The sequence below is a fragment of the Nemorincola caseinilytica genome (genome assembly GCF_039540515.1).
GTDB classification, from domain to species: Bacteria; Bacteroidota; Bacteroidia; order Chitinophagales; family Chitinophagaceae; genus Nemorincola; species Nemorincola caseinilytica.
On sequence record NZ_BAABFA010000024.1, the window covers coordinates 109,422 to 122,583 of the forward strand.

Annotated in this window: 15 protein-coding genes; 5 read left to right on the top strand and 10 right to left on the bottom strand. The window is 52.1% G+C overall.

Annotated features, from left to right (window positions below; translation table 11 throughout):
• Positions 1 to 59: 59 nt before the first annotated feature.
• From ABD843_RS15200 to ABD843_RS15210, 3 genes are all read right to left on the bottom strand, one after another.
• Positions 60 to 1,259: a lytic transglycosylase domain-containing protein gene (locus ABD843_RS15200; protein ID WP_345085020.1), complete on the bottom strand. Its 1,200-nt coding sequence runs from the start codon at positions 1,257 to 1,259 to the stop codon at positions 60 to 62.
• A gap of 87 nt (positions 1,260 to 1,346) precedes the next feature.
• Entirely contained in the window at positions 1,347 to 1,547 is a 201-nt protein-coding gene (locus ABD843_RS15205; RefSeq protein WP_345085024.1) for a Sec-independent protein translocase subunit TatA/TatB, read from the bottom strand.
• A 179-nt stretch (positions 1,548 to 1,726) separates the two neighbouring features.
• Positions 1,727 to 3,043 (bottom strand): pyruvate dehydrogenase complex dihydrolipoamide acetyltransferase, encoded by a 1,317-nt coding sequence (locus tag ABD843_RS15210; RefSeq protein WP_345085027.1) that lies wholly within the window; start codon positions 3,041 to 3,043, stop codon positions 1,727 to 1,729.
• A gap of 163 nt (positions 3,044 to 3,206) precedes the next feature.
• Between ABD843_RS15210 and ABD843_RS15215 the strand changes: the two genes are divergently transcribed.
• On the top strand, positions 3,207 to 4,055 hold the full coding sequence (locus tag ABD843_RS15215; protein ID WP_345085030.1) for an NAD(P)-dependent oxidoreductase: 849 nt from the start codon (positions 3,207 to 3,209) through the stop codon (positions 4,053 to 4,055).
• Between the two features lie 4 nt (positions 4,056 to 4,059).
• On the opposite strand, the gene ABD843_RS15220 is transcribed toward ABD843_RS15215, so the two are convergent.
• Positions 4,060 to 4,467 carry a Fur family transcriptional regulator gene (locus ABD843_RS15220; protein ID WP_345085033.1) on the bottom strand — a complete coding sequence of 136 codons (408 nt, stop codon included), beginning with the start codon at positions 4,465 to 4,467 and terminating at the stop codon, positions 4,060 to 4,062.
• 82 nt (positions 4,468 to 4,549) lie between these two features.
• On the opposite strand from ABD843_RS15220, the gene ABD843_RS15225 reads away from it, so the two are divergent.
• Together ABD843_RS15225 and ABD843_RS15230 are read left to right on the top strand one after the other, a co-directional pair.
• Entirely contained in the window at positions 4,550 to 4,978 is a 429-nt protein-coding gene (locus ABD843_RS15225; protein ID WP_345085035.1) for a MerC domain-containing protein, read from the top strand.
• A 131-nt stretch (positions 4,979 to 5,109) separates the two neighbouring features.
• On the top strand, positions 5,110 to 6,444 hold the full coding sequence (locus tag ABD843_RS15230; protein WP_345085038.1) for a saccharopine dehydrogenase C-terminal domain-containing protein: 1,335 nt from the start codon (positions 5,110 to 5,112) through the stop codon (positions 6,442 to 6,444).
• A gap of 158 nt (positions 6,445 to 6,602) precedes the next feature.
• On the opposite strand, the gene smpB is transcribed toward ABD843_RS15230, so the two are convergent.
• From smpB to ABD843_RS15260, 6 genes are all read right to left on the bottom strand, one after another.
• The gene (gene smpB / locus ABD843_RS15235) at positions 6,603 to 7,049 is read right to left on the bottom strand and encodes an SsrA-binding protein SmpB (RefSeq protein WP_345085041.1); all 447 of its coding nucleotides are present in this window, start codon (positions 7,047 to 7,049) and stop codon (positions 6,603 to 6,605) included.
• A 31-nt stretch (positions 7,050 to 7,080) separates the two neighbouring features.
• The gene (gene accD, locus ABD843_RS15240) at positions 7,081 to 7,938 is read right to left on the bottom strand and encodes an acetyl-CoA carboxylase, carboxyltransferase subunit beta (RefSeq protein WP_345085044.1); all 858 of its coding nucleotides are present in this window, start codon (positions 7,936 to 7,938) and stop codon (positions 7,081 to 7,083) included.
• A 100-nt stretch (positions 7,939 to 8,038) separates the two neighbouring features.
• Positions 8,039 to 8,959 carry a cytochrome c biogenesis protein CcdA gene (locus ABD843_RS15245; RefSeq protein WP_345085047.1) on the bottom strand — a complete coding sequence of 307 codons (921 nt, stop codon included), beginning with the start codon at positions 8,957 to 8,959 and terminating at the stop codon, positions 8,039 to 8,041.
• A gap of 29 nt (positions 8,960 to 8,988) precedes the next feature.
• Positions 8,989 to 9,363, bottom strand: coding sequence for a response regulator (locus tag ABD843_RS15250; protein WP_345085050.1), 375 nt, complete (start codon positions 9,361 to 9,363; stop codon positions 8,989 to 8,991).
• Between the two features lie 160 nt (positions 9,364 to 9,523).
• Positions 9,524 to 11,191: an ArnT family glycosyltransferase gene (locus ABD843_RS15255; RefSeq protein WP_345085053.1), complete on the bottom strand. Its 1,668-nt coding sequence runs from the start codon at positions 11,189 to 11,191 to the stop codon at positions 9,524 to 9,526.
• 61 nt (positions 11,192 to 11,252) lie between these two features.
• On the bottom strand, positions 11,253 to 11,645 hold the full coding sequence (locus ABD843_RS15260; protein WP_345085056.1) for a YraN family protein: 393 nt from the start codon (positions 11,643 to 11,645) through the stop codon (positions 11,253 to 11,255).
• An 89-nt stretch (positions 11,646 to 11,734) separates the two neighbouring features.
• Between ABD843_RS15260 and ABD843_RS15265 the strand changes: the two genes are divergently transcribed.
• Positions 11,735 to 12,721, top strand: a complete 987-nt coding sequence (locus tag ABD843_RS15265) for a bifunctional phosphoglucose/phosphomannose isomerase (RefSeq protein WP_345085059.1) — start codon at positions 11,735 to 11,737, stop codon at positions 12,719 to 12,721.
• Between the two features lie 133 nt (positions 12,722 to 12,854).
• The gene (locus tag ABD843_RS15270) at positions 12,855 to 13,064 is read left to right on the top strand and encodes a hypothetical protein (protein WP_345085063.1); all 210 of its coding nucleotides are present in this window, start codon (positions 12,855 to 12,857) and stop codon (positions 13,062 to 13,064) included.
• The last annotated feature ends 98 nt before the right edge of the window (positions 13,065 to 13,162 follow it).

A 13,162-nucleotide genomic window follows, 5' to 3' on the forward strand; every position in this document is an offset into this window, starting at 1 on the left:
ATAATAAATAGGAAGAAGGTGACTATTTAACATGCCGCCTGCGCGGCTCATACCCTCGGCTACTTGGTGGTCTGCGCGAATATCGCTGCCGACTTTGTGGTCAACTGGTCCTTTTTGGCCAGGAAGGCGTCCACCTTGTCCTTTGGCAGGCGCAGGTTATAGAACGGGGTAGGGTAGGTCTTGTAGATGAACTGGTCATAGTCGGGGTTCCAGCGGTTCAGCAGTCGTTTGTCTATTCCGAACTCCTGGGCCACGAGGTCGAAGTGTACGGGCGCCTTGATGCGCACTATGGCCATGTTGTGCAGCTCTTCCTCGGTGAACTGTACTGGCTTCTTTTCGGCCGTAGCAGCGTTCGTTGCAGGTGTCTTTGCATTCGCGGTAGCACCGGGTGCAGGTGCCATCATATCATTCACAGATGGCCCGCTGCCTGCTGTCAGGGGTTTCAGAGGCCCGGGGTCTTCTTCCTTGCCGAATCTGAAATCCACAGGTATGCTGCCCAGGTCTATGAATTTGCTCAGGTTCTCAAATATGCTGGCCGTGGCTATGAATGCCAGTACATGGCCCTGCGTTTCGCGGGGCAGGTGCTCCTTTATGTCCCAGAAGTTGTGGCTGCCGGTACGCTCTATGGCGCGCTGCACAGGTGTAGGCCCGCTATTGTAGGCTGCTATCACCAGCAGCCAGTCGTTCAGCTGACTATAGAGCAGTTCCAGGTATTTGGTGGCCGCCGCGGTCGATTTGTACCAATCCGTACGCTCGTCCTTGCGGCGGGTCACAGACAGGCCCATCATTTTGGCGGTCGACTCCATCAGTTGCCATGGTCCCACGGCTCCCGCACGCGATACCGCTTTGTGGTTCAGGGCCGACTCTATCACCGCAAGGTATTTTAACTCCTTCGGTAGCTGTTTTTTCTGTAGTACGGTGTCTATTACCGAGAAAGGTTTGGCGCTGGCGTTCTGCACGCTGTATAGGGTGCGGTTATGCAGTTCCAGGTAACGGCGGGTGTAGTCGTTCACAAAATCGTTCTTCTCGCCGAAGTACGACCGTGTACCCGCCAGTGGCACAGGGCCATACATGGGCTTACCATCGGGCGTAGTGGCTGCGGCCATGGGCCCGGTAGGTCTCACCTGCTTTGCTGTGGTATCCTTGGTGGCCGTAGCAATAGCAGAAGGCCCTTTTGCTGTACCATGGCCCTGCTGACCATAGGTATGGCCAGCCAAGAAAAATGTTACCACGGAGAGCAAAAGAGCCTTGTATTGCATGTTTTATCGTTTTTGAGGCGGTGAAGCATGCAACCCATAAAAGGGAAGCAAAAATGAAAAATAAGGAGAATTACCGGAACGCTCTTATTAAGCGTTGTTGCCTGTGTTAGAGCGGACATTGTCCTTCTCTTTCAGGCCACTCTCTATCTCGTTCTTGATACCGTCCTTGGCATCGTTGAACTCACGGATACCTTTACCAAGACCCTTTGCGAGCTCAGGTATTTTCTTTCCACCGAACAATACAATGATTATCAGCAACAGTATCATCAACTCGCCTGAATTAGGCATACCCATTAGCATCTGCGGAAAAATATTGAGCATTGACATTGGTACGAAAATTTAAGAATAATATAAAGCAAATAATAATTATGCGTGCAAAGATACGACCTTATAGGCGGAATTACCGTTTTTTTCTTCTCCTGTGAATAAATATTGACAACTAATGACAATTCATTTCCCTGCGGCTATCACACCAGCATGGTCACAGGGTTCTCCAGGTAGGTCTTCAGCGTCTGCAGGAAGCGCGATCCCACGGCGCCGTCCACCACGCGGTGGTCGCAGCTCAGGGTCAGCTTCATCAGGTTGCGCACCACTACCGCACCATTTTCCACTACCGGGGTAGCGGCTATCTTGCCCACGGCCAGTATGCAGCTATCAGGCGGGTTTATGATGGCTGTGAACTCGTCTATATCCATCATGCCAAGGTTCGATATGGTGAAGGTATTGCCTGTGAATTCCTGCGGCTGTATCTTTTTGGTCCTTGCCTTGTCTATCAGTACGCCTGCCTCCTGGGCTATCTGCGCCAGGCCTTTCTGGTCGGCAAATCGTACCACGGGCACTATAAGGCCCTCGTCTACAGCTACGGCGCTACCTATGTGTATATGGTGGTTCTGGCGTATGAAATCGCCCATCCACGAGCTGTTCACGGCCGGGTGCTTGCGCAGCGCCATGGCGCATGCCTTTATCACCATGTCGTTGAACGACACCTTCTCTGGCGACACCGCATTGATGGCCTTGCGTGCTTCCATGGCATTGTCCATGTTTATGGTCATGCGCAGGTAGAAGTGCGGCGCGCTGAACTTGCTTTCGGCCAGGCGCTGGGCTATTATGCGGCGCATCTGTGTCAGCGGTGTATCGGTATGGCCTTCCTGCCCGTTGAATACAGGTATGGTGGCAGGTGCTGCCTTGCCTGCCGGTGCGGCGGCTGCGGCAGGTGCCGGTGTATAATTGTCTATATCGCGTTTTATGATACGGCCATTATCGCCGCTGCCTTTTACGGCCTGTATATCCACGCCCTTTTCCTCGGCCAGCCTCTTTGCCAGGGGCGATGCCTTTACTCTGTCGTCGCCGCCTGCTGCAGGTGCTTCCTGCGCTGCCGGGGCCACTGGTGCGGGTGCTGCCGCCTGCTGAGGTGCAGCGGCCTGTGGCGCTGGTGCAGATGCCGGAGCCTGTGGGGCTGCAGCAGGTGCGGCCGGTGCTTCCTGTGCGGGCGCTGCCGCCGGTCTTGCACCGCCCTCTCCGTCCAGTATCGACTGGAAGTCTTCGCCCGGCTTGCCTATGATGGCCATTATACCGTTCACGGGTACGCCCTTGCCTTTCTCTACTCCTATATATAGCAGTGTGCCATCTACATACGGCATCACTTCCATGGTAGCCTTGTCTGTTTCTACTTCTGCTATTATATCGTCCGATTTAACGGTATCGCCTACTTTTTTGTGCCATTCAGCAATGATCCCTTCCTTCATTGTGTCGCTCAGCAGCGGCATGCGTATAGCTTCAGCCATGATCCTTTGGTGTATTTTGAGTGCCAAAAGTAATTTTTTTTAGCCAATTGTTATCACTATTTCGGGCGGGTGCATTTTGCGCATACCGGCCGGTCGCAGGGCCCTGTATCGTGCCTGTTCTTTTGTGCCAAGTCATTACCTTTAGCAGCAAAATCACATACACATGATAGCATATTTGGGTACCGGCCTGCTGGGCTCGGGCTTTGTGAGGGCCATGCTGGCAAAGGGCGAGCAGGTAAGGGTATGGAACAGGAGCGCGGCAAAGGCGCAGGCGCTGGCAGAATACGGGGCTATAGTATGCGCCACACCCGCCGAGGCGGTGCAGGGCGCATCGCGCATCCACATGACCCTGAAGGACGATGCCAGCGTGAACGAGGTGCTGCAGGCCGCACTGCCCGGGTTCGCTCCCGGTGTGGTCATAGCCGACCATACTACTACCTCGGTAGCGGGTGCTATAGAGCGTACCGCACTGTGGAAGGAGCAGGGCTTTACCTATGTGCATGCGCCCGTCTTCATGGGCCCTCCCAATGCGCTGGAAAGTACGGGTTATATGCTCGTTTCGGGCGACCAGGATGTGATAGCCGGCCTTATGCCCGCCCTGCAGCGCATGACGGGCAAGGTCATCAACTTCGGGCCCGAAACAGGTAAGGCCGCCGGTATGAAGCTGGCCGGAAACCTCTTCCTTATAGCCTTTACCGCAGGTATATCCGATACACTCTCGCTCACGCATTCGCTGGGCATACCCGCTACCGACCTGATGGACCTCTTCAACGAATGGAACCCCGGCGCTATGCTGCCCGCCAGGCTCAAGCGCATGGCCGGAGGGGTATATGACAAGCCATCTTGGGAGCTGGATATGGCCCGCAAAGATGCCGGGCTCATGATAGCCGAGGCCGAAAAAGCAGGCAGGCCGCTGGCCATAATACCCGCCGCCGCTGCCGAAATGGACCGCTGGATAGCCAGGGGCTATGGCAATAGTGACTGGACGGTGATAGCAAAGGATAATTTGTAACAGGCTAGGCGCAATGCTTGCACACCCCATGTACCAGTGTATGTACGCTGGTGGGGGTGAAGCCCGCAGGCAGCTTCAGGGCAGGGGCATGTGTATGCTCCAGGCAGAACATCTTGTGGCAGCGCGTACAGTTGAAGTGTACATGATCATCGGTATGGGTCACATCGGGGCAGTCGTGGCTGCATACCGCAAAGCGGGTCACGCCGTCGGCACCCACTATCTTGTGTACTATGCCGGCCTCTTCAAAGTCTTTCAGTGCCCGGTACAGGGTTATCCTGTCCACCTTGCCGAAGGTGGCCTCCAGCTCTGTATGCGACATGGCCAGGTGCGTATCCTGCAGCTCTTCCAGCACTTTCAGGCGCACCGGGGTCACTTTCAGGCCCTTACCGCGTATATATTCGGTACCGTTCACGCAGCAAAGATAAATAATAAACGCAACATGGTTGCATTTGTGTTTTTTCCTTACATTTGCAACCGTGTTGCGTTTACACTCATTGTTGCACTCATCCCGTTACTTCTCTGGCGCCGATAAACTGGGCATAGCCAGCGCGGTCATATGCGCCGTGCATTGCCTGGTGATACCCGCCATATTCCTTATCAAATATTCCTGGGCCGATAGTGTTGCCGATGTACATGCGGGGCATCATGCTGGCCTGCCCGCCTGGTGGCATGTGCTCGATTATGTTTTCCTCGTAGTGGGCTTTGTGGCCGTGCTGCATGCCTCTTCCCATGCTCCTGCAAGGGGAGTAAAGCTCTCTCTCTGGTTCTTTTGGCTATGCCTGGCGGTAGCAGTAGTGTTCGAAGAGCAACTGCACTGGATGACCTACCTCGCCTCAGCAGGCCTCATAGCTACCCACTTCTTTAATATCCGTTCCCACAGGAACACCAGGCATGCACAGGCTTCCGATATGGCAGATAAATAATATGTCTTTCGCCATTTTTCCGCATAGTATGCATATCATTTGTATTAATAAAAAATACACCTGAATATTTTCCTTAAAATAACAACGGATTTGACCTACTTTTGCCGAAATTTTCGAGCATTACATTTGTGATGAAGCAGACAATACTGGTAGCCGGGGCAGGCAGATCATCGATATATCTGATAGAATACCTACTTGAGAACGCACTAAGGAAAAAATGGCATGTGATAGTGGCCGATGGCGATAAGGACGCCATAATGAGGAAACTGAACAAGCATCCATGCGGCGAGGCAGCAGCAATAGATATTACCAACGATGAGCAGCGCCAGTCGCTGGTACAGCGGGCCGATATAGTATTGTCGCTCATGCCACCGCACCTGCACATCCTTTTGGCCCACGACTGCCTGAAGTTCAACAAGAACCTCATCACGTCCTCCTATATATCCGACGAGATGAAGGCCATGGACGAAGCGGTGAAAAAAGCCGGTCTCGTGTTCATGTGCGAAATGGGCCTCGATCCCGGTATCGATCATATGACGGCCAGCCACATCATACACAGTGTGCGCAAGGTGGCAGGTCGCATCACTGCTTTCAGGTCGTACTGCGGTGGGCTGGTAGCTCCCTCCAGCGACGACAATCCATGGCACTACAAATTCAGCTGGAACCCCCGCAACGTGGTCATGGCAGGTATGGGCGGCGCCAAATATCTCAGCAATGGCAAGGTCACCGAGGTGCCCTACGAGCATATGTTCGAGAACAATAAGAAGATAAAAGTGCCCGGCCTGGGCTCACTGGCCTACTATCCCAACAGGGACTCGGTGAAATACCTGGATATACTGGATGTGCAGGGCATCAATACCTTCCTGCGTGCTACACTGCGCTACCCGGCCTTCTGCAAGGGCTGGCAGGCCATCATAAAGCTGGGCCTTACCGACCTGGAAGATACCATGGATACCACCGGTCTTACCTATGCAGGCTGGATAAGGAAAAAGACCGACTGCAGGCCCAAGACCGACATACTGAAACATGTAGCCACCATACTGGGTATAGAAGAGAGCGATAAGGTGATGGGTATGCTGCTGTGGCTGGGAATTTTTGAAGATAATGCCATAGGTGATAGCAAGATGTCATCGGCCGATGTACTGTATACGCTGCTGCAGGAAAAATGGCAGATGTCGCCAAAAGACAAGGACATGGTGGTGATGCAGCACGAGATAGAGTACGAACACAAAGGCAAGCTCATAACCCTTACCAGCTCTATGGTGCTGGAGGGCGATGGCGGCGAGCATACAGCCATGGCCAAGACCGTAGGCCTGCCTATGGGTATACTGGCCTCGCTGATGCTGCGCAAAAAAGTGACCCCTCCTGTGGGCGTGCATATGCCCGTGATGCCGGTGGTGTACAAACCCGTATTGAAAGAACTGGAACAGCACGGCATCATCTTCCACGATGTGGTGAATGGCTAGTGCGTTACGAGTTAAAAGGGTAAAAGGTTAAAAAGTTAATTAGGGCAATAAGTTAAAGGGCAAATGGTGTAGTGACCATTTGCCCTTTTTCTATTTGAATATTTACGATAATGGACCTTTTACCTTTTTAACCCATTACCCAATTGACCCTTAACAGTCTATTTCAGGTAGCGCTTCATTTCTCTTTCCACATCGCGGTTCTTTATGGTCTCGCGCTTGTCGTGCAGTTTTTTGCCCTTACCCAGGCCTATCTCTACCTTGGCATAGCCGTTCTCATTTATGAACACCGCCAGCGGCACTATGGAATAGCCTTTCTCTTTCACCTTGTTCTGCCACTTCTTTATTTCCTTCTTGGTCAGCAGCAGCTTGCGGTCGTGTACGGCCACATGGCCCGCATACCCGGCATTCACATATTCGGCTATATGCAGGCTCTTTACCCAAAGCTCGCCATCGTCGAACAGGCAATAGCTGTCGTTGAAGCTCACCTTCCCTTGCCGTATCGATTTTATCTCCGATCCCGTTAATACGATACCCGCCTTTAGCCTGTCCTCTATCGCATACTCGAATGTAGCAGGGCGGTTCTTGATGTATATGTTCTCAGGCAAGGTATCTCTCTATTTTACTACAGGGCTTATGTTACTGTTCTTTCATGAACCATTCTGCGGTCATGCTCAGCTTGTTCTTCAGGTTCTTGCGCTCGGTTATGAAGTCCAGGAAGCCATGCTCCAGCAGGAACTCCGATCGCTGGAAGCCGGCAGGCAGGTCTTTCTTTATGGTCTCCTTTATCACGCGGGGGCCGGCAAAGCATATCAGCGCATTGGGCTCGGCTATGTTTATATCGCCTAGCATAGCGTACGATGCCGTTACCCCACCGGTGGTAGGGTCTGTCATCAGCGATATATATGGCAGACCTGCTTTTGCCAGTTGGGTCAGCTTGGCCGATGTCTTTGCCATCTGCATCAGCGAGAAGGCGCTCTCCATCATACGCGCCCCGCCCGATTTGCTTATTATCAGCAGCGGCATCTTGTGGGCAATGCTGTGATCTATGGCGCGGCTTATCTTTTCGCCCACTACCGACCCCATGGAGCCGCCTATGAAGTTGAAGTTCATGCAGGCCACTACAAAGGGTACACCGTTCATGGTGCCGGTGCCCACTGTCATGGCATCCTTCAGGCCGGTGTTGTTCTGTGCTTCCACTATGCGCGATCCGTAGGGCTTCATATCCACAAAGCCCAGGAGGTCCTTCGGCATTATGTTCTCGAAAAGCAGGTCGTACTTATTGTTGTCAAAAAGTATCTCGAAGTATTCCAGCGAATCTATACGGTTGTGATAGTTGCACTTCGCGCATACATGCAGGTTATCGTGCAGTTCTTTCACGGTAGTGGTGGTCTTGCATTCAGGGCATTTGTGCCACAGTCCGTCCGGGGTCTCCTTTTTCTCTTCTGTCGATGTGAGTATGCCTTTTTTACTGCGACGGAACCACGTTGATGACATGATCGGTGTTATTTGGTCAGGCGACAAAGATACATTTTAAGCAGGATAAGTTGATACAGCACATATATCAAAAACACCCTCCCTGTCCTTGCAGTATATATCAGGCCGGGGGCAGAAAACGGCTGATACCCTCCAGTGGTGCGCCCCATATGCCCGGCAGCAGGTATACTATGAAAGTGAATAGCGCGATGGCAATGAAAAGATTGGGCAGCGATACATACTTTACCCCATAAAGGTTCTTGGTAGGGGCATAGTCTTTCGACAGGCGTATGACGCCCAGCATATAAGCGCCCGCTGCTGCCGCCAGCATAATGATAATGATGATGAACAGGTAACGGTCTATAAGGTGCCACTGCAGCGCCAGGTCTGTGCGCGACAGGAATTTTACGCCTATGGTCAGCGCTACGAAGCCCATTATACCTTTTACCTTGTTCAGTACTTCTTTCGATGGTACCAGTATCTCCAGTATCCTGGGGTATATGAATGGCAGCGACAACCCTACCGAGAAACCGAATAGGCTGAATGCGGGGCCCAGTACGCCTGCATTATGGCCGGTAAGCAGCGCCACCACCATCATAGGAATTACCGATGAGAACGATACCGCAGGCATAGTAAGGGCCATGTACATGATGCCCACTACATTGCCCGATCGTGCCTTGGCCGATGCTGCATTGGCCCACGATGCAGGTAGCTTGAACTCGAACACGCCCAGCAGCGATATACCCAGCCCCAGGAACAGGCGGCATATGGCAAAGTTAAAAAGCCAGTGCTCTATGAACCTGAACACACCCGTAGCATTGGCTATGATAGATAGCAGTATGCCCAGTGTAGAGAAGATAAGCACCAGTGTACCGGTATATATCAGTATGTTCTTCTGACCTTCTTTTTTGCTTTTGCTCTTGGGCGAGAGGTAGCGTACCGTCACCGGCAGTATGGCATATATGAAGGGTGTTATGGCGGTGAGCACACCCACCACTATAGCCTTCAGCAATACCCCGCCTAACAGTAAAGCATGGTTCAATGTAGAATAGCTGTTTTTTAGAACACGCCCTAACTAAGCCCGTCTATGATGGCCACTATCTTCTCAAAGGCGTCCTCGTCCTTTATCACATAGTCCTCTGCGCCCTTCCTGATGGTCTGCAGTGCCGTGCCATATGCATCCTGCCCCGAAAGCATGATGACATGTATGTATTTGTTTATCTTCTTTATCGATTCCAGTATCTGCATGCCGTTGGCCGCATCCTTGTTCTCCGAGTTCAGGTTGAAATCCAGTATCACTACATCGGGCTGCTCTCTCAGGTTCTTCAGGCATTCTTCTCCGGTGCTGAACAATTTTATCTCGTGAAAAGTTTTGGTCGTCAGGTAGTCTTCCAGAAGGGTCGACATCATCTCATCATCGTCTACAACGAAGATCTTCTTTACCATTTTATTTGCCATAGGTCAGTGGTGGGTGTTGACTTCTTTTGGGGTTGAAATATTCTATGTGTTCAAATTTAGTATTTGTTTTTCGAAATGTCAATTATGCTTTCATGAAATGCTGCCGCAGTATCCGCAGCAACCAATTGTACCACAAGGCTATATACTTTTATTGTTTCCTTTTCAGGAATACGAAGCCATTGCTGCTGCCGGTCACCTCTAGCTGTGGGTTGCGGGCATATTCTGCGCTGTCGTGCACCTTGCATATGAAGTAGGCCGGTCTGTCGGTATTGCCATATATCAGCCAGTCGCCATTGGCCTCGGGGGTCTCACGGCCGGTCTTGTCCTTTCGCACACCGCGGTATTCAGGGGCATTATAGGGCTGCTTGGCGGTATAGAAAAGGTTGGCATAGCTTTTATGCCCCAGCGGCTGCACATATACTTTCTTTCCGCTAAAGCTCTTGTAGTATTCTATGGCCGCCCGTTGCGAGTAGCCCTCTATGCGGGGCGCGCAGTACAGCAGTACGAACTGTATCGCCACCACCTGCGTTATGGCCAGCAGGGTCATGCCCTTTTTCAGGTCCTGGCGCATCATGCGTGCCGCTGCTATGATGATGGCCAGGTATATGATACCCGGCACACATGCCGCATAGCTCCACTGCACATCGGCGCGTAGGTTGGCCACGGCAAATGGGTCGGCTATATAGGGTATCAGCACAGCTTTATTGATGCCCACCGCTGGCAGCAGGGCTATCACCACCGCCAGTAATATGCCTGTTACCAGTAGCACTATGGCCGTGCCTTTGCGCAGCCTTTCCTTTCCCTCGCTCAGTGCGTATAGCTGCAGTGCGGCCAGGTAGGTAAGGGGAAAATAGCAGAGCGACGAGTAGTGTACTATCTTGGTCTTCACTATAGAGAATAGCAGTAGCACTACCCAGAACAGCAGCCACATCCATGTGGCGAAGCCTGTATCTGCCACTTTTTCGCGCTTGCGCCCCAGGTACTGGAACAGGAATGCCGATGCCGGGAAACAGCCCAGCAGCAGCACTACGAAGTGGTATATGAAGGGCCCTCCATGGTCGGAATCCTCGGTGCTGAAGAGGCGTACCTGGTACTGTATGAACTCGCGCAGGAACCACGTCCCATACTCTGTGCCATGTACCGCCGTAGTTATACCCACCCACAGCCCGAAGGGTACGGCCGCGAACACGGCCATGGCCAGCAGGTGTTTTATCTTGTACCCGTTCAGCCCGCGGTGCAGCACTATGTACACGCCTAGCGCCAGCAGTGCCACCAGTATGGCCACTGGGCCCTTGGTGAGGGCGGCCATACCCAGCAGCAGCCCGCCGGCTATGGCGTGCAGCCATGCGCGGCTACCGGTACGCAGCACATGTACCTGGTAAAAGGCCAGGAATATGAGCAGGTTGAAGGTGGGATCTATGATACCCGTTTTGAAGTAAAAATGCGGCAGCCACGATGCCGCGAACAGTACCGCCCACCATTGCCCCATCTTATGGCTTACCAGCCGCCTGCCGCAGTGGTATATGGCCACCAGTGTCATTACGCCCACAAGAGCATTTGGGAAGCGTGCCGCGAATTCATTGATGCCGAACAGTCTCATGCTCACCACCTGCATCCATATGAACAGGGGAGGCTTTTCCCAGAAGGGCATGAAGTCTATCTGCGGGCGCAGGTGGTCGCCGCTCACTATCATTTCGCGGGCGCACTCGGCAAAGTTGATCTCGTCCCAGTCGAACAGGTGTACCCCGCCCAGGAAGGGGAAGAACAGCAAGCCCGATAAAATGATGATGGCCAAATAGCCTCCACGTTCACGCATGGGGATAGATAAGAGCGGTAAAGGTCGTACAGGTTTTTGATGATGCAAAACAGATAGCGGCTTAATGGAATGCTTCCTCAAAATGTACTATCTCCCTGGCATGTTCGTCGTTCAGTAGCACACTCACTATGTCAAAGCGTACCGACCGGTAGGCCGTATATTGCTCCAGGAAGGTGCCGGCCGCCACGCGCAATGCCTCCTGTTTCCTGTGACCCACAGCCTCTTCGGGAAATTGTAATATGTTCTTCGAACGGGTCTTAACCTCTACAAATACCAGCACATCCCCCTTCGATGCCACTATATCCACCTCCTTTTTGCCCGTCCTCCAATTACGAAAAACAATATTATAACCTTTATTTGTCAAAAAGTCTACAGCGATCTGTTCGCCGTTCATACCAATTTTACTATGTTTGGGCATCGAAATATAAATATAGTGTGAAACATCCGTTCCCATGCAATAATACCCCTTATGATGTGCTGAACGAGTGAGACGCCCGGCAAGCCATACGGAAACCAGAACGGCAGATAAACTACCAACAAAAAATGAAACAATTAGTACTGGACTTCCCTTTACAACTACAGGAAGCTCTGATAATAGGAAAGAACCACAGGTTCATCACCCAACCCAGGCAATTCAGCAATATAGTAGTTACAGGCCTTGGTGGCAGCGGCATTGGCGGCTCCATAGTGCAGAACTATGTGTTCGATAAGCTGAACGTACCCTTCGTAGTGAACAAGGATTATTCACTGCCCGCATTCGTAGGTAAAGATACCCTCGTTATAGCCTGCTCTTACTCCGGCAATACCGAAGAGACACTGATGGCCCTGCAGCAGGCCAAAAAGAAGCGTGCTACCATCATATGTGTCACATCGGGCGGCAAGGTGGCAGAATTTGCCGGTGCAAAAAAACTGGATTGTATACTGGTACCTGCCGGTATGCCGCCACGTTCCTGCCTAGGGTACTCATTGGTACAGTTGCTTAGCATCTTGAACCACTTCGGCCTTATACCCGGCAATTTCGACCGTGAGATAAAGGCTGCCATAAAGCTGCTGAAGACCAATAGCGCCGATATACAGAAGAAAGCATCGGTACTGGCAAAGAAGATGTTCGGCAAGCTGCCCATCATATATTCTGCTGCTGCACTGGAGGGTGTGGCAGTGCGTTTCCGCCAGCAGATAAATGAGAACAGTAAGCTGCTGGCATGGCATGGCGCCATACCCGAAATGAACCACAACGAGCTGGTAGGCTGGCGCGACGATGCGTCGGACAAGGTAGTGATCATCCTCCGCGACCAGGACGACTTCTCTCGCGTACAGGCGCGCATGGAGATAGGCAAGAAGATAGCCAAGAAGTACAACCCCACTATATTGGAGATTTACTCTGAAGGCAAGACCTACTGGGAGCGTGTCTTCTACCTCATACACCTTACCGACTGGGTATCGGTATTTCTTGCCGACCTGCGCGGCGTAGATGCAACCGAGGTGCGTGTGATAGACTACCTGAAGGGCGAGCTGGCCAAGGTGAAATAACATAAAATAACATAGAGGTACGAAGGGCACATATATTATGTGCCCTTCGTCGTTCATGGGGTTTCCGTTAACTCGTTTTGCTGGTACGCTGTCCTTTACATATCATTGTACAGGTATAAAAAACGATACACCTATGGAACAGCAGAAAATGAATATGGCCACACTCACTGCCCTGTCTATGATAATAGCCCGCCAGGAATTTCTCACCGGCCTTATGATAGAGTCCATTGCCGTAGGCAATCCCGAATTCCAGGAGACCCTGCGCGATTCGCATACCAAGCTCGTAGAGGAGTCCTCCCGGGAATGGCTGCAACGCCTGATGGCGGTAGGGGCCACTATGTAAGCGCCGGTCTACCGGGTATGTCAGGTAAATGCCGGTAAAAAGTTCCACTCTTTTTATAGGGCATCTGCTATTTTTGCAACCTCAACACATCACGAACA

What these genes read in the sequence shown, in the direction of transcription:
- ABD843_RS15200 (WP_345085020.1), bottom strand. Translation starts at nt 1,259, where the DNA reads ATGCAATACAAGGCTCTTTTGCTCTCCGTGGTAACATTTTTCTTGGCT.
- ABD843_RS15205 (WP_345085024.1), bottom strand. Translation starts at nt 1,547, where the DNA reads ATGCCTAATTCAGGCGAGTTGATGATACTGTTGCTGATAATCATTGTA.
- ABD843_RS15210 (WP_345085027.1), bottom strand. Translation starts at nt 3,043, where the DNA reads ATGGCTGAAGCTATACGCATGCCGCTGCTGAGCGACACAATGAAGGAA.
- ABD843_RS15215 (WP_345085030.1), top strand. Translation starts at nt 3,207, where the DNA reads ATGATAGCATATTTGGGTACCGGCCTGCTGGGCTCGGGCTTTGTGAGG.
- ABD843_RS15230 (WP_345085038.1), top strand. Translation starts at nt 5,110, where the DNA reads ATGAAGCAGACAATACTGGTAGCCGGGGCAGGCAGATCATCGATATAT.
- accD (WP_345085044.1), bottom strand. Translation starts at nt 7,938, where the DNA reads ATGTCATCAACGTGGTTCCGTCGCAGTAAAAAAGGCATACTCACATCG.
- ABD843_RS15250 (WP_345085050.1), bottom strand. Translation starts at nt 9,363, where the DNA reads ATGGTAAAGAAGATCTTCGTTGTAGACGATGATGAGATGATGTCGACC.
- ABD843_RS15255 (WP_345085053.1), bottom strand. Translation starts at nt 11,191, where the DNA reads ATGCGTGAACGTGGAGGCTATTTGGCCATCATCATTTTATCGGGCTTG.
- ABD843_RS15260 (WP_345085056.1), bottom strand. Translation starts at nt 11,645, where the DNA reads ATGGGAACGGATGTTTCACACTATATTTATATTTCGATGCCCAAACAT.
- ABD843_RS15265 (WP_345085059.1), top strand. Translation starts at nt 11,735, where the DNA reads ATGAAACAATTAGTACTGGACTTCCCTTTACAACTACAGGAAGCTCTG.
- ABD843_RS15270 (WP_345085063.1), top strand. Translation starts at nt 12,855, where the DNA reads ATGGAACAGCAGAAAATGAATATGGCCACACTCACTGCCCTGTCTATG.